Origin of the sequence: Nocardia sichangensis, assembly GCF_047200615.1 — a bacterium.
Lineage (GTDB): Bacteria > Actinomycetota > Actinomycetes > Mycobacteriales > Mycobacteriaceae > Nocardia > Nocardia sichangensis.
In genome coordinates this window covers 192741-206818 of record NZ_JBJZOK010000010.1, presented here as the reverse complement: position 1 = coordinate 206818, position 14078 = coordinate 192741, and the positions used below count along the sequence as shown (strand labels likewise).

General features: G+C 68.9%; 15 protein-coding genes. 8 read left to right on the top strand and 7 right to left on the bottom strand.

The annotated features are described in order from the left end of the window. Positions 1-25 precede the first annotated feature (25 nt). Positions 26-1723 (bottom strand): GMC family oxidoreductase N-terminal domain-containing protein, encoded by a 1698-nt coding sequence (locus ACL03I_RS16720; RefSeq protein WP_412806391.1) that lies wholly within the window; start codon positions 1721-1723, stop codon positions 26-28. Positions 1724-1882: 159 nt separating this feature from the next. On the opposite strand from ACL03I_RS16720, the gene ACL03I_RS16715 reads away from it, so the two are divergent. Beyond that, the gene (locus ACL03I_RS16715; protein WP_355080438.1) at positions 1883-2389 is read left to right on the top strand and encodes a phosphoribosyltransferase; all 507 of its coding nucleotides are present in this window, start codon (positions 1883-1885) and stop codon (positions 2387-2389) included. 126 nt (positions 2390-2515) lie between these two features. Here the strand turns inward: ACL03I_RS16715 and ACL03I_RS16710 are convergent, their stop codons facing one another. Continuing rightward, positions 2516-2920 (bottom strand): GlcG/HbpS family heme-binding protein, encoded by a 405-nt coding sequence (locus ACL03I_RS16710; protein ID WP_355080440.1) that lies wholly within the window; start codon positions 2918-2920, stop codon positions 2516-2518. 492 nt (positions 2921-3412) lie between these two features. On the opposite strand from ACL03I_RS16710, the gene ACL03I_RS16705 reads away from it, so the two are divergent. Next, positions 3413-4339: an alpha/beta hydrolase gene (locus ACL03I_RS16705; protein WP_355080442.1), complete on the top strand. Its 927-nt coding sequence runs from the start codon at positions 3413-3415 to the stop codon at positions 4337-4339. A 51-nt stretch (positions 4340-4390) separates the two neighbouring features. Here the strand turns inward: ACL03I_RS16705 and ACL03I_RS16700 are convergent, their stop codons facing one another. Further along, on the bottom strand, positions 4391-4981 hold the full coding sequence (locus ACL03I_RS16700) for a TetR/AcrR family transcriptional regulator (RefSeq protein WP_412806390.1): 591 nt from the start codon (positions 4979-4981) through the stop codon (positions 4391-4393). A 72-nt stretch (positions 4982-5053) separates the two neighbouring features. Here ACL03I_RS16700 and ACL03I_RS16695 point away from each other — a divergent pair, with 72 nt between their 5' ends. Continuing rightward, a complete protein-coding gene (locus ACL03I_RS16695) occupies positions 5054-5866 on the top strand; it encodes a class I SAM-dependent methyltransferase (protein WP_356965263.1) in 813 nt (270 codons plus the stop codon). 131 nt (positions 5867-5997) lie between these two features. Further along, positions 5998-6753, top strand: a complete 756-nt coding sequence (locus tag ACL03I_RS16690; protein ID WP_355080446.1) for a ZIP family metal transporter — start codon at positions 5998-6000, stop codon at positions 6751-6753. A 32-nt stretch (positions 6754-6785) separates the two neighbouring features. On the opposite strand, the gene ACL03I_RS16685 is transcribed toward ACL03I_RS16690, so the two are convergent. After that, positions 6786-7241, bottom strand: a complete 456-nt coding sequence (locus ACL03I_RS16685; RefSeq protein WP_412806389.1) for a MerR family transcriptional regulator — start codon at positions 7239-7241, stop codon at positions 6786-6788. 25 nt (positions 7242-7266) lie between these two features. On the opposite strand from ACL03I_RS16685, the gene ACL03I_RS16680 reads away from it, so the two are divergent. Continuing rightward, positions 7267-7977: an SDR family NAD(P)-dependent oxidoreductase gene (locus tag ACL03I_RS16680; protein WP_412806388.1), complete on the top strand. Its 711-nt coding sequence runs from the start codon at positions 7267-7269 to the stop codon at positions 7975-7977. Positions 7978-8013: 36 nt separating this feature from the next. On the opposite strand, the gene ACL03I_RS16675 is transcribed toward ACL03I_RS16680, so the two are convergent. After that, positions 8014-8940 (bottom strand): class I adenylate-forming enzyme family protein, encoded by a 927-nt coding sequence (locus tag ACL03I_RS16675; RefSeq protein WP_412806387.1) that lies wholly within the window; start codon positions 8938-8940, stop codon positions 8014-8016. A 168-nt stretch (positions 8941-9108) separates the two neighbouring features. Here ACL03I_RS16675 and ACL03I_RS16670 point away from each other — a divergent pair, with 168 nt between their 5' ends. Continuing rightward, positions 9109-10395 (top strand): PucR family transcriptional regulator, encoded by a 1287-nt coding sequence (locus ACL03I_RS16670; protein ID WP_412806386.1) that lies wholly within the window; start codon positions 9109-9111, stop codon positions 10393-10395. Between the two features lie 89 nt (positions 10396-10484). On the opposite strand, the gene ACL03I_RS16665 is transcribed toward ACL03I_RS16670, so the two are convergent. Together ACL03I_RS16665 and ACL03I_RS16660 are read right to left on the bottom strand one after the other, a co-directional pair. Further along, entirely contained in the window at positions 10485-11336 is an 852-nt protein-coding gene (locus ACL03I_RS16665) for an EamA family transporter (RefSeq protein WP_412806385.1), read from the bottom strand. 2 nt (positions 11337-11338) lie between these two features. Continuing rightward, positions 11339-11857, bottom strand: coding sequence for a MarR family winged helix-turn-helix transcriptional regulator (locus ACL03I_RS16660; protein WP_364433376.1), 519 nt, complete (start codon positions 11855-11857; stop codon positions 11339-11341). Positions 11858-12008: 151 nt separating this feature from the next. On the opposite strand from ACL03I_RS16660, the gene ACL03I_RS16655 reads away from it, so the two are divergent. Beyond that, positions 12009-12461, top strand: a complete 453-nt coding sequence (locus tag ACL03I_RS16655; RefSeq protein WP_355080459.1) for a hypothetical protein — start codon at positions 12009-12011, stop codon at positions 12459-12461. Between the two features lie 201 nt (positions 12462-12662). After that, the gene (locus tag ACL03I_RS16650; protein WP_412806384.1) at positions 12663-14069 is read left to right on the top strand and encodes an MFS transporter; all 1407 of its coding nucleotides are present in this window, start codon (positions 12663-12665) and stop codon (positions 14067-14069) included. Positions 14070-14078 lie beyond the last annotated feature (9 nt).

The window sequence follows — 14078 nt, the reverse complement described above, 5'->3', positions numbered from 1 at the left end:
CGCACGCGACCGGTTTACCGCCCGCTCAGACCGGGGTGATCGGCAGGCGCAACGCGCCGGGCGCGGCGACCGGAACCACCGGGTTCTTCGGCTCGATCGGCGCGAGCCTGCGGTAGGCCGTGCCGAGAGGTGGACGCAGGTCGTCCTCGCCTTTGTTCGGCCACAACGACATGGCGCGTTCGGCTTGGGCGGTGATGGTCAGGGATGGATTCACGCCCAGGTTCGCCGAGATGGTGGAGCCGTCGGTGATGTGCAGGCCGGGGTGTCCGTAGACCCGGTGGTAGGCGTCGACGACGCCCGACTCGGCCGAGTCGCCGATGGCGCAGCCGCCGATGAAATGGCCGGTGATCGGGATGTTCATCAGTTCGGTCCAGCCACCCTGCGGCAGGCCTCCGATCTTCTCCGCGATGCGCCTGGTCACCTCGTGTCCTTCCGGAATCCAGGTCGGCGGTGCGGCGCCGTCGCCCGGCTTGGTCGTCATGCGCCTGCCGAACAAGCCGCGCTTGGTGTAGGTGACGATCGAGTTGTCGACGTTCTGCATGACGAGCACGCCGATGCTGCGCTCGGACCAGCGGCGGGGGTTGTGCAGCCGGACGAGGTGGCGGCGGTGCGCGATCAATTCCCGCACGCCCAGCCACCAGCGCGCCCTGCCCGCATGCCCGTCCACGAGCACGGTGGCCAGCAAACTCATCGCATTGCTGCCCTTGCCGTAGCGGACCGGCTCGATGTGGGTGTACTCGTTGGGGTGGATGGACGAGGTGATCGCCACGCCCTTGGTGAAGTCGGTGCCCTTGCGCAGCGACCGCGCGGCCAGCACGGCTTCGGAATTGGTGCGGGCCAGATGCCCCAACCGCGACGAGACGTGCGGCAGACTGCCGTTCTCGCGTAACCGGTGCAGCAGTTTCTGGGTGCCGAGCGCGGCGGCCGCGAAGATCACCTGGTCCGCGATGAACGTCCGCTCGCCCTTGCGCGCCCACCGCCCGGTCCGCACCGTCCGCACTTCGTAGCCGCCCTCCGGTCGCGGCCGAACGTCCGTCACCGTCGTCAGCGGATGCACCGTGGCTCCGGCCTTTTCGGCCAGGTAGAGATAATTCTTCACCAGTGTGTTCTTCGCGCCGTGCCGACAGCCGGTCATGCACTCGCCGCAGTGGGTGCAGGTCGAGCGCGCCGGTCCGACGCCGCCGAAGAACGGGTCGGCGACCTGCTTTCCCGGCCGAGAACCGTTGTCCGCGAACAGAACCCCTACCGGCGTGCGGCGATAAGTGTCGCCGATGCCCATGTCCTGCGCGACTTCGCGCAGGATTCGATCGGTCGGAGTGGTCGCCGGATTCTCGGTCACACCGAGCATTCGCCTCGCCTGGTCGTAGTACGGCGCCAGCTCGGAACGCCAGTCGGTGATGTGCGCCCACTGCTGGTCGCGGTAGAACTTCTCCGGCGGCTCGTACAGCGTGTTGGCGTACACCAGCGACCCGCCGCCGACTCCCGACCCGCTCATGATGAACGTGTCGTTGAGCAGGGTCATCCGCTGGATGCCGTAGCAGCCGAGTTTCGGCGCCCAGAGGTACTCGCGCAGATGCCAGGAGTTCTTCGCGTACTCGTGGTCGGCGAACCGCCGGCCCGCCTCGAGCACGCCCACCCGGTATCCCTTCTCGGTCGCGCGCAGCGCGGTGACGCTGCCGCCGAAGCCGGAACCGATGACGAGCACGTCGTAGTGGCTGTCCATGCGCTCGAGCGTATGGCGGCGAACACACAGGCCGGACGAGAGATACGGACGTGATATCGAGATTTCCGGCCATCTTGCCTCCGGCTTCCCATGGCAGTGAGCAACCGCCCGGGAAACCTGCGCGGCCACTCGTATGCTCGCTGCGTCGCGTCCAGCGAGATGGGAGAGCCTGTGACGGATCGCGAAGTACTGACCTGGGAGTCGTTCGGTTCCGCGAGCCGGGAACTCGCCGCGACCATCGCCGCTGACGGCTTCGAGCCCGATCTGATCCTCTCGATCGCGCGGGGCGGGCTGTTCGTGGCGGGCGCACTCGGCTACGCCCTGGACGTGAAGAACCTGCACGTGATGAACGTCGAGTTCTACACCGGCGTCGACCAGCGCCTGGAGTTGCCGGTGATGCTGCCGCCGGTGCCGCAGGCGGTGGATCTGGCAGGCGCCACCGTGCTGGTCGCCGATGACGTCGCCGACACCGGCGCCACCCTGAAACTGGTGCGCGACTTCTGTTCCGGCAAGGTCGCCGAGGTGCGCTGTGCGGTGATCTACCAGAAGCCGTGGTCGGAAGTCGACAGCGAATACGTGTGGCGGCGCACCGACCGGTGGATCAATTTCCCGTGGTCCACCGAGCCACCGGTGGTGCGACGGCAGCCGCGCGCGCTCGACGCCTGACCGCTGGGCATGCCCGCTTCGGTCGCAGCGGCCTCGAAGGCGCGCAGGACAAGCCCCGCCCGGTCGCTTCCGGTGGGCTGCCGCCGAAGAACGCGCCCGTGTCACCGGATGGAGGGCAGTGAGCGATCAATTCAGTTGAGCGACAGCGATTGCGCCGATCTTGTGATCGGTGATCGAGGAGGCCGCGCCGGATACTCCCAGCGCACCGAGGACCGTACCGCGGATCCGGATGAGGACGCCACCGCCGTTGGGCACCAATGCGTGGGCGTCCGGTCGCCGAGGTTCGCCGAACAGCGACTGCTCTCGCGGCGCGGTGGTCACGTGCACGGTGTCGAACCCCAGCGCGATGGCCGCCTCCGCCTTGTGTTTCGCGATTTCGCTCGCCCGCGCAGGCGCACCGTCCATCCGCGCGACGGCCACCACGATTCCGCCGGGTTCCACCACTGCCAGCGACACGGCCTCGCCGAGTCCGGTCGCCGCCTCGCGGGCCGCGGCGAGGACCGAGTCTGCCTGGTCGAGCGAGATCGCCATGCGACCATTCTCGCCCCGCACCGGATCGGCAGCGCGTAACGGCCCGGTCCTACTGCGGGATCCCGACGACTGGGCTCCCGGTCGCGACACGCCGCATTTCGAACACGCCGAAGGTCCGTCGCATAGCAACTGTCGAGCTACCATCAGAGCGAGGCGCTCACCAGCGTTTCCCCGACCGGCGATTCGTCGCCCGACCGGGCCACAGCAGCCGGCCGACGTCGGTGCGCTGCCCACACCACTCGCACCGGTGGGCAGCCCGGACTTCCCAGGTTTGACTGGAATGGATCCGGTAGCCAATACGGCGCAACGTAGGATGAATTCGCGATCATGGGCGCGGAGGCGCATGCCGGGAAAGCGAATCGTACTGAACTACAAATGAATTGGATCTCGTTTTCGAGCGAGGAACGGGTAGGAGGTATGCGGGTGGGCGCAGCGGCGCGGTCTGGAAAGCAGCGGGGTATTCGCGGTCGAATGCGGAAGACCGGCGCTGTCATGGCAACAGCCGTGCTCATGTCGTCCCTCGGCGGAGCCGTCGCTACCGCCGCGCCGATCCACGCGCCGATATTGCGCGCACCGGCGCGCGGTTTCAGCGAGCTCTCCGTGCCGTCCAGCATGGGACCGATCAAAGTCCAGGTCCAATGGGCGGCCCGCGGCGGAAGCGCGGCGCTCTACCTGCTCGACGGCCTGCGCGCGCCCGCCGACCACAGTCAGTGGACGACCGATACCGACGCCTTGGCCCAATTCGCGGACGACAACGTCACCCTGGTGTTGCCGGTCGGTGGCCACTCGAGCTTCTACACCGACTGGTACCAGCCGAGCAGCACGAACGGCCAAGAGACGACGTACAAATGGGAGACCTTCCTCACCCAGGAACTGCCCGCCTACCTCCAGCGGTTCGGCGTGTCGCGAACCAACGATGCCGTCGTCGGCGCCTCCATGGGCGGCAACGCCGCGCTGATCCTGGCCGGATACCATCGCAACCAGTTCAAGTTCGCCGGATCGTTCTCCGGGTTCCTGCACCCGACGTTCCCGCTCTGGAACGAAGCGATGCGCGCCGCCATGCGGGACGAAGGCAATTTCAATGTGGACGACATGTGGGGGCCGGTCGGGGACCCCGCCTGGAGCCGCAACGACGCCACCGAACAGGCCGAATTGCTGCGCGGACTGCCGATATACGTCTCGACCGGCAACGGGCTGCCCGGCCCGCTCGACGTGCCGTTCGGAGTCGGGAACACGGTCAACGCGATGGGCCTCGAGTCGATGACGACGATCGCCGCCCAGATGTTCCGTGATCGGCTCGCGGAACTCGGGATGACCGCCCGCGTCGACACCGTCGACGGGACACACACCTGGCCCTACTGGCAGCAAGCACTCGCGACCGCGCGTCCGATGATCCTCGACGCGCTCGGCGCGCACTGACCGAGCCCCGACGCCGAGCACCGGGCCGGAGACTTCACCTCGGCGCTCGCACTAGCCGGACAGTACTCCCGCGACGACCGCGCTCACCGCACCGCCGACCGCCTCACGCGAGGGCGGACCGGCGTCCCGATCGGCGAACAACAGGTGCGCGGTCCCGATCAGCATGGGGGCGAGCGAGTCGACGTCGGCGGTCGCGGCGATCCGGCCGAGGTCGCGTTCGGCGGTGAGGTACCCGGCGATCATGGCGGTCGCTTCCGCGAGGACGGGGACGCCGGTCGGCCGGTCGCGGCGCAGGCGTGCGCGCAATTCGTCCCGGAACGTGATCAAGCCGACGATGGCCGTGGTGACCGGGCCGAACACGTCCGTCAGCGCGGTGGTGAGGTGCTCGACCACGGCGCCGCTCCCGGCGGATTCCCGCAGAGCGGCAGCCCGTCGCTCGATCTCGACGATACGGGCGGTCACCAGTTCGGCGAGGAAGTCGTCGAAGTCGGTGAAGTGCCGGTGCAGAACGCCTTTGGCGCAGCCCGCCTCCGCGGTGACCGCCCGGCTGGTCAGCGCGCTCGGCCCGTGGCGGAGCAGGATCCGGTCGGCGGCGTCGAACAACTGCTCGCGCACGTCGCGGAGGGCGACTCCGGTGGGCATACGGGTGCCTCTTTCTGTTCGGATCGAGCCCACCCGTTGCCGAGTGGGCGCATGCCCATTTAAAGTGGGCGCATGCCCACTATACCTTCGCCGGAGGAAACGCCGCACCGGCACCGGCAGATCGCGGAGTCCTTCGGGGTGAATGCCGAACGCTACGACCGGACCAGGCCCAGCTATCCCGAAGCCCTGATAGAGCACATCGTTTCCATCAGTCCCGGGCGCGCGGTCCTGGATGTCGGCTGCGGCACCGGTGTCGAAGCCCGGCAGTTCCAGGCGGCCGGTTGCACGGTGCTGGGGGTCGAACCGGATCCGCGGATGGCGGAATTCGCACGGGGCCGAGGGTTGGAGGTCGACGTGGCGACCTTCGAAACCTGGGACAGCGCAGGCCGCGTCTTCGATGCGGTCATCGCGGGAACGGCTTGGCACTGGGTCGATCCGGTCGCGGGGGCGGCGAAAGCGGCGGAGGTTCTGCGTCCCCGAGGCGTGCTCTCCGCATTCTGGCATGTGTTCCATCTCCCGACCGAGGTGGCGGAAGCGTATGGCGTGGTGTACCGGCGGGTGGCGCCCGACTCGCCGTTCACCCTCCAGCCGGGCACGCGAGCCTTGGAGGTGTACCGGCAGATGCTGGACAAAGCGGCCGAAGGCATCCGGGAGACCGGTCGATTCGAAGATCCACTGGAATCGAGTTTCCAGTGGGAGCGCACCTACACCCGCGACGAGTGGCTCGATCAACTTCCGACGCACGGCTCCATGACCCGCCTCCCAGAGGACAAACTGACACAAGTGCTCGACGGTGTCGGCGCGGCGATCGATGCGATGGGCGGGAGTTTCACCCTGCCCTACACGACGGTGGCGATCACCGCGACGCGCACCGCCACACCCTGACCCGATGCGCCGCCCCTTCCCCCGCTGTTCCTGGGCTTCGTTTCCGTCCCGGCGGGTGCGGGTAGCTCGGACAGGTGGCCGGCGATGATCCGCGCTGGTCGACGCGTTCCGAGCGGTGAGGAGACGGTTGAGTGTCGGGGTTGTGGGCTGCGGGCGGATGGGGATTACTGGCCGGATCCGCCCTGCTGATAGGCGCTCTCGTGGGATTCTGGGCGCGCGTTCCCACGAAGATCGTGGCCAGCGTGATGGGATTCGGCAGCGGAGTACTGCTTTCGGCGGTGTCGTTCGAGTTGATCGCCGAGGCGCACGAGAAGGCCGGACTGCCGCCCACCGCCCTCGGCGCGGTGGGCGGCGCGGGGATCTACACCCTGGCGAATGTCGCCCTCGCCCGCCGCGGGGCCCGCCACCGCAAGCGCTCGGGAGACCAGCAACCCAGCGAATCCGAGCAGTCCGGCTCGGGCACGGCCATCGCGTTGGGCGCGCTGCTCGACGGTGTACCGGAGTCCATCGTCATCGGGGCGAGTTTGCTCGGCGGCGAAACCGTCAGCGCGGTCACCGTGGCCGCGGTGTTCATCAGCAATATTCCCGAGGGGCTGTCCAGCGCGGCCGGTATGCGCCGCGCGAACCGCAGCCCGCGCTACGTGTTCAGCTTGTGGGCTGGGATAGCGGTGATCAGCGGTGTGGCCGCCATGGCGGGCTACGGACTGCTCGGTGACGCCGCGCCCGCCGCGCTGGCCGCGATCACCGCACTGGCCGCGGGCGCGATCCTGGCCATGATCACCGACACGATGATCCCGGAGGCCTTCGAGGACGCCCATCTGTGGGTCGGAATGATCACGGTGGCCGGGTTCCTCACCGCCTTCGCCCTGTCCCAGCTCGACCACTAGCCCTGTGGTGCAAGCATTTCGGAGCCGCTTGCTCAGCGTGCGTCGGCTCGGCGGTCGGGCGCCCACAACCGATCGGCGTCGCCAACGGCGAGCCTGCCGCGGTAGACGTCGATCTTGTGGTCGATGAGTTCGAGGTTCTCGTGCAACTCGGCGATCTTGGCTGCCACCTCGGCGCGATGCGCCTCCATGAGGGCGAGCCGTTCGGGTTCGTTGCCGCGCCCGGCGGCGACGAGTTCGGCGTAGCGGCGGATGGTTTTGATGGGCATGCCGGTGGCGCGCAGCTTGGTGCAGACGGTGATCCAGTCCAGGTCCAACTGCTGGTAGCGCCGCCAGCCACCGGCCGCGCGATCGACCGGGGTGACGACCAGGCCCGCGCGTTCGTAGTAGCGCAAGGTGTGCACGCTGACCCCCGTCCGCCTGGCGGCCTCGGCGATGCTCATACCTTGCTGTGGCGGACCGGATTCCGGCTGCGGCTTGACTTCGAGCACGCTCTAGAATTTAGCGTCCGTGATCATGACGACAACATTGATCACCGGAGCGAACAAAGGTCTCGGTTTCGAGGCCGCCCGCCGGCTCATCGCCGCGGGCCACACCGTCTACCTCGGAAGCCGGGACGTCGAGCGCGGACGCCGGGCCGCCGAACAGTTGGGGGGACGGACAGTCCAGCTCGACATCACCGATGACGTGTCCGTAGCGGCCGCCGTCGCGGCCATCGAAGCCGACGGCGGCCTGGACGTGCTGGTCAACAACGCGGGTATCGCCACGGAATGGACCGCGACCAACACCGTGATCGGCGCCGCGGACGTGACCGCGGACCTCATGCGCCGGACCTTCGAGACGAACGTATTCGGCACGGTGCGCGTCCTGCACGCGTTCCTGCCCCTGCTACAACGTTCCACCGCCCCGGTCGTGGTGAACGTCAGCAGCGGGCTGGCCTCGCTGACCCGGGTCAGCGATCCCGGCAGCCGGGCGTACGCCTACCCGGGCGTCGCATACCCGGCATCGAAAACCGCGGTCAACGCGATCACCGTGCAGTATGCGAAAGCGTTTCCGAACATCCGGATCAACGCGGTGGAGCCCGGCTTCACCCAGACCGATCTGAACGGGAACACCGGCCTGCAGAGCGTCGAGCAAGGCGCCGAGATCATCGTGCGGATGGCGCGGCTGGGCCAGGACGGTCCCACGGGGGGATACTTCGACGCCGACGGCGCCCTGCCCTGGTAGCCGAACGTCGGTCGTGCGGTGCTCACCCGTGGCGGGTCAAGACACGACGGACGCGCGGTTCGACTCCCCTGCCGCCGGTGAACGGATCGCGTGGGCCCGCGCGATGACCTCCTTCAGCCCGTATCCGTTGACGATGGGTACACCAAAGCGGTGTTCGAACCTGCTTCGTAGTTCACTTCCGGCCGGTGCCGCACAGCACAGGGCGAAACGCACCGACGAGGTGTCCCACCGCGCCCGGCCGGGCAGATCGGTCAGTGCCGCGTACAGGCTCGGGAAGGCGGAGGAGTAGGTGGGCCGGATTCGCTCGACCCGTTCCAGGAACGATTCCGGGTCCAGCGGGCCTGCCAAGGTAGTGCGACCTCCCGCGACCAACGGCGACAGGGCGCCGAGCAAGATGCCGCAGAGCTGCCGCATCGGCAGCGTCGACAGGCTGTGGTCGGCATCGGTGAGGGCGAAGACCTCGATCACGAATCGGCACATGGCCTCCAGGTTCCGGTGATCGAGCATCGCCCGGATGCCGCCGCCGTAGGTGATCAGCGCCAGCGCCTCCCCGCCGGGCCGCGCCGCCGGTGTCGGGTCGCGTTCCGCCGCGCCGAGCGCCGCGGCGGGCAGGACCCGGACCGGAGCGTCGATCGGCGACGGATGCTCGATGACGATGAGGACCTCGGGGTGCGCGTCGATTATCCGCTGACTCACCTCCTCGTCGGACGCCGTCGGGTCGATCACGGCGGCCGTGGCGCCCAGGCGCCAGATCGCGAACAGCGACACCACCAGGTCGACGGCGCCGGGCAGCATGGTCGCGACGACGTCGCCGGTCGTGACGCCCGCGGCACGCAGGCGGGACGCGGCACGCTGGACGGCGGACAGGAATTCGCTGTTGTTCAGTTCGATGCCGCCAGCGGCAAGTGCTGGTGCCTGCGGGGCGGCTGCGGCGCGACGGTCCGGAAGAGTGGAAAGCATCATGCGATGTCCTCGGCAACGGCGTAGTTGTTCGATAACAACGATAGGAAGCGGAGCTCCTCTCGCCACCGTCGCGCAAGGATCAAATTCGTCGTCTGTCTTGTCGCCGGGAGACAATATCGACCCGCGAGATCCGCCGCCGCGCGCACGGCGAGGTAATACGATCGGCTCGTGACGAGTTCTCGTCGCAACGGTGAAGCGGAGGTCGACCGTTGTATCGCGACGATCGCCGCCCGCATGAACGAGCGGGTGACGGACGTCAGCGCGAGCATCCATTGCGCGCTCGAGGAAGAGATACCCGAGCTGCGCGCGGATGTCCACACCGTCGAACTGCTCGGGGCCAGTGTGCAGGGAAACGTCGACACCCTGCTGTACGCGCTGCGTCACGACATCCCCGCCACCCGCATCCACCTGCCGTCGGCGGGCACGGAGTACACGAAGCGTCTGGCGCAGCGCGACGTCCCGCTCAACGCCCTGGTGCGCGCCTATCACATCGGACAACGGCGGGCGACCGAACTGATCTTCGCCGAGTTGCAGGCCGCCGACGTCGGGCCGGTCGATCGATTCGTCGTCGGCCGGGCCATCGCCACCCGGCTCTTCACCTACCTCGACCAGGTGATCCAGGAGGTCGTCGCGGTCTATGAAGGAGAGCGGGAGCAGTGGTTGGACACCCGCAACAGTGTGCGAGCGCTCTGTGTGCGCGAGCTACTGAAGGGGAAGGAGTCCGTCGACGTCGACAGCGCCACCGAGCAGATCCGTTATCCCCTGCGTTGGCATCACCTGGCGCTCATCGTCTGGTATCCCGACACGGAAGCCCACGGTGACGAACTGGCCGAGCTGCAACGGTTCGTTCGTGGGTCGGCCGAGACCACGGGAACCTCCGGGCAGCCCCTCTTCGTCGCCGACGATCAGCTGAGCGGCTGGGCGTGGCTGCCCTACCGTTCGGCGCGACCCGATGCCGTCGCCGATATCCGTGCATTCGCGGCCGCGCAACGCGACGCCCCGAACGTGGCGATCGGCACGATGGTCCCGGGCCTGTCCGGGTTCCGCCGATCTCATCGCCTGGCTCAGGACGCACGCACCGTAGCGCTGGCGGGGGCGGACACCGAACACCGGGTGGTCGCGGCCGAAGACCCCGGATTGTCGGTCGCGGCCCTGCTCGGTGAGAGCATCGCGGAAGTCCGGGAATGGGTCGGCGACGTGCTGGGCGACCTGGCCTCCGACACCGACAGCGACGCGCGGCTGCGCGACACGCTCCAGGTCTTCCTGCGCACCGGATCGAGCTACAAGGCAGCCGCCGCGGAGCTCGACCTCCACTCGAACTCAGTGAAATACCGGGTGGGCCGGGCGGTTTCGCGACGCGGCAAGCCCATCGCCGAAGACCGGCTGGACGTCGAGCTCGCACTGCTCGTCTGTCACTGGTACGGACCGGCGATACTGCGACCCGGTACGGCGTGACCCGGCTGCCCGGAACTCAGCGGCGCAGCGCTATGCGGGACAGCTCCACGGAACCGCGCACGGCGTAGAGCCAGGTTGCGAGTCCGTCGTCACGATGTGGCGATGACAATGCTGGCGGCCGAGGCGGCGACCAACCCGATGATCTGGCTGCTGTGCAATCGCTCCCGCAGCGCGGTCACGCCGAGTACCACGGGGACGATCGGGTAGAGCGAGGACAACACGACCGCCACGGCCAGGTACTCGGTCCGCGTGGCGAAGAGATAGGACACGAGCGCGGCGGCAGCGAGGATGCCGGAGAACACGGCTGTGAGATCGGCCCGATGTCCAGGGCCTGGCGCGGTATCCGAGGATCCGGATGCCAGCGTCCATGCGAACGCAGCGACGAGAACGACGGCCGCCGCCCGGCCCGCGGTCACCGGCCAGATACCGGAGGCCGGGGCGGCGCGAGCCAGTGCGAGGTATTGCACGGCGATGCCGACACCGGCGATCAACCCGTCGCCGACAGCGGCCCTAGCATTCGGACCGGCGCCGGTCGCACCGCCCGCGACGAGCCAGAGCGCGGGCACAGCCATCGCGATACCCGCCCATACCGACGCCGCCGGACGCTCACCGAGCAGAGCGGTTCCGAGCAGAACCGGCAGTGCGGCGCCGCCCACGGCGCTGATCGGTACGACCACGGACATCGCGCCGCGGCTGATTCCGCGGAACAGGAAGGTCATCGCGATACCGGTGCCCACTCCGGACAGCGCTCCCCAGCCGAGATCGGCGGGATGGGGCCCGGCGGGAAATACCAGCAGGCCTGCGAGCGCGGTGACGGCGAGCCCGCCGAGTTGACCGAGTAGCGCCACGCGTGCGAATCCGACTCGGCGGGACGCGGTTCCACCCCAGAAATCCGACAGGCCATAGCCCAACGCGGACATCAGCGCCAGAAGCGTCCCCATGATCAGGCCTTCCGGTCGCGCTCGGCCTGTCCCACCGGACACACCGCGGATCGCGTACAGCCCGCGCGGTCGCACAGTCTGCACAGCACATTCGAATCGCCGATCTCCCCGTACAGCCGGGCCAGCAGTTTCGCAAGCAGGCTCGTCATGGCTTCGCGCTCCGCGTCGTCGAGTGCGGATACCAGCTCGGCCAACGACCGGGCGCGGGCCGCGAGGATTCGGTCCGCGGTGTCCCGGCCGGACGGCGTCAGGTTCACGCTGACCAGCCGTCCGGCGCCGGGAGAGCGGCCGACCAGTCCGGCGGCCGCGAGCGAATCGACCATGCGAACGGCCGCGGATTGCGTCAGCCTGACCCGTTTGCCCAGGTCGGTGACGCTGATGCCCGGCGATTCCATGAGCGTCACCAAGGCGGCCGCGCTACTGCCGCTCACCGCACCGGCGCCGTGCACGTCGGCGAGCATCACGTCGTTGATCGCAAGCGCCGCTGCTCCGAGCAGGTTCTCCAGGCGAGCATCATGCATGACTCATGCATAACATCCGCCGACGGGTCGCTGTCAACCCTTCACCCGGCCGCGCGGTGTGCGGAGTGAGACGATCAGGAATCGAGAAGCGCTGGTCAGCGCGCTGCCGTTAGCGTTGGGACGCGAGCCGTTCACACGCAGAGGAGGACTCATGAACTGGGACAGACGGATAAGGCAGACGCACCGGTGGCTGGCCGTCATATTCACGGCGACCGTCGTCGTCACGGTCGTCGCCTTGGCGCTGAAGGGGCCCGTGTGGGTCTCCTACGTGCCTCTGCCTCCGCTCGCCTTGCTTCTCTTCTCCGGTCTCGGCGTATTCGGACTGTCGTGGTCCGCCGAGCGGCGCGGCCGGGCGGCCGGGAACACCTCGCCGCGGCGGGTCGTGCCCGCACCGCGGGTCCGGCAGCTGCATCGCTGGTCGGGTATCGGCTTCGTCGCGACCGTTCTCGCCACTTTCGTCGCCTTGGCGCAGGAGGAACCGATCGTCTGGGTGTCCTACCTGCCGCTGCTGCCGCTCGCTCTGCTGCTGTTCTCCGGCCTCTACATGCTGGTGTTGCCGCTTGCCGTGCGACGTCGGCGCGCCGGTCGCCTCGCCACGTCCTAGTCGGCCGGGGCGGACGCGGGCGCCGCCGAGCCCGGTGGAACCCGGGGCGGCAACTCCGGACGACGCTTCCGAAGCGGGGCTCCTGCCGGCCGCTCGTACGTCCGCGATCGGCACGAAACAAAGTTTTCTCCGAACCTGCGATGAATCGGGGCGGCGGCGCCGGTATGTACCGGCGAACCCATCGGAGGAGGACTTTCGCCCATGAGAACGACCACGGGACAGCGCTGGGTACTCGCGCTGACATCGGTGGCCGCGTTGATGATCATGCTGGACGCGCTGGTCGTCACCACTGCCCTGCATGCGATCCAGCTCGACCTGCGCGCCTCGCTGGCCGAACTGGAGTGGACCGTCAACGCCTACACCTTGAGCTTCGCGGTGCTGCTGATGGCGGGCGCGGCGCTCGGCGAGCGATATGGACGGCGCCGCGTACTGGTCGCGGGGGTGCTGCTGTTCTCGGCGGCCTCGGCCGCGTGCGCCTCGGCGCCGAACCTGGGCTGGCTGGTCGCCGCCCGGGCGGTGCAAGGTGCCGGCTCGGCGGCCGTCATGCCGGTCGGTATGGCGCTGCTGTCGGCCGCCTTCCCGCCCGCGCAGCGCACCCGCGCGCTCGGGCTTTTCGCGGCGGTGACCGGCCTGGCCACGCTCGGCGGCCCGCTCCTCGGTGGCGCGGTGGTGGAGGGCTCGACCTGGCAGTGGATCTTCTGGCTGAACCTGCCGATCGCCGCCTTGCTCGTGCCGCTGATGCTGACCCGGCTGCCGGAGAGCCGTGGCGAGGCACGCGGACTCGATCACCTGGGCATCGGGCTGGCCTGCGCCGCCGCGCTGGGCTCGGTGTGGGGCCTGCTGCGCGGCGACGAAGCGGGCTGGGGCAGCGGCGAAGTCGTCGCCGCGTTCCTGCTCGCGGCGATCGCGCTGGTCGCGTTCGTACGCTGGGAGCTGCGCACCGCGACCCCGCTGATCCCGATGCGGCTGTTCGCCGCGCGCGGCTTCTCGGTCGGCAACGCGGTGGGCTTCCTGCTGTTCGGATCGATCTTCAGCGGGGCGTTCTTCTTCGCACAGTTCCTGCAGACGGTCCAGCACCACGGCCCGCTCGGCGCGGGAGTGCGGCTGGCGCCCTGGACGATCACCTTGTTCCTCGTCGCTCCCGCGGCGGGCAAGCAGGTCAACCGCTTCGGGGAACGGCCGCTGGTGGTCGTGGGACTGCTGATGCAGGCCGCGGGCTACGGCTGGCTCGCGCTGACGGCCGGGCCGCAGTTGTCCTACCCGGCCATGGTCGCGCCGTTCGCGCTCTGCGGTGTCGGCGTCTCGATGGCCATTCCCGCCGCCCAGAGCGCCGTGCTGCGTTCGGTGCCCTTGGCGGCGGTCGGTGCGGCGTCGGGCACGTTCAACACCTTGCGCCAGCTCGGCAGCACGTTCGGGATCGCCTTGCCCGCAGCGGTTTTCGCGACATTCGGTGGACTCGGATCCACCGCTGCGTTCAGTGCCGGATTCGCCGCGGCGATCGGCACGGCGGCGCTGCTGGCGCTGATCGGCGCCGCGCTCGGGCTGCTGCTACCCGCGGGCGCGCCCGTCGCGGCACGCTCCGACGCGCAGCCGGTCGCGGCTCGGTAGGTTGCGGCC

Excerpts from the sequence above, each read along its gene's own strand:
- ACL03I_RS16720 (WP_412806391.1), bottom strand. The coding sequence starts at position 1,723 with ATGGACAGCCACTACGACGTGCTCGTCATCGGTTCCGGCTTCGGCGGC.
- ACL03I_RS16715 (WP_355080438.1), top strand. The coding sequence starts at position 1,883 with ATGGGAGAGCCTGTGACGGATCGCGAAGTACTGACCTGGGAGTCGTTC.
- ACL03I_RS16710 (WP_355080440.1), bottom strand. The coding sequence starts at position 2,920 with ATGGCGATCTCGCTCGACCAGGCAGACTCGGTCCTCGCCGCGGCCCGC.
- ACL03I_RS16705 (WP_355080442.1), top strand. The coding sequence starts at position 3,413 with ATGGCAACAGCCGTGCTCATGTCGTCCCTCGGCGGAGCCGTCGCTACC.
- ACL03I_RS16700 (WP_412806390.1), bottom strand. The coding sequence starts at position 4,981 with ATGCCCACCGGAGTCGCCCTCCGCGACGTGCGCGAGCAGTTGTTCGAC.
- ACL03I_RS16695 (WP_356965263.1), top strand. The coding sequence starts at position 5,054 with ATGCCCACTATACCTTCGCCGGAGGAAACGCCGCACCGGCACCGGCAG.
- ACL03I_RS16680 (WP_412806388.1), top strand. The coding sequence starts at position 7,267 with ATGACGACAACATTGATCACCGGAGCGAACAAAGGTCTCGGTTTCGAG.
- ACL03I_RS16675 (WP_412806387.1), bottom strand. The coding sequence starts at position 8,940 with ATGATGCTTTCCACTCTTCCGGACCGTCGCGCCGCAGCCGCCCCGCAG.
- ACL03I_RS16665 (WP_412806385.1), bottom strand. The coding sequence starts at position 11,336 with ATGGGGACGCTTCTGGCGCTGATGTCCGCGTTGGGCTATGGCCTGTCG.
- ACL03I_RS16660 (WP_364433376.1), bottom strand. The coding sequence starts at position 11,857 with ATGCATGATGCTCGCCTGGAGAACCTGCTCGGAGCAGCGGCGCTTGCG.
- ACL03I_RS16655 (WP_355080459.1), top strand. The coding sequence starts at position 12,009 with ATGAACTGGGACAGACGGATAAGGCAGACGCACCGGTGGCTGGCCGTC.
- ACL03I_RS16650 (WP_412806384.1), top strand. The coding sequence starts at position 12,663 with ATGAGAACGACCACGGGACAGCGCTGGGTACTCGCGCTGACATCGGTG.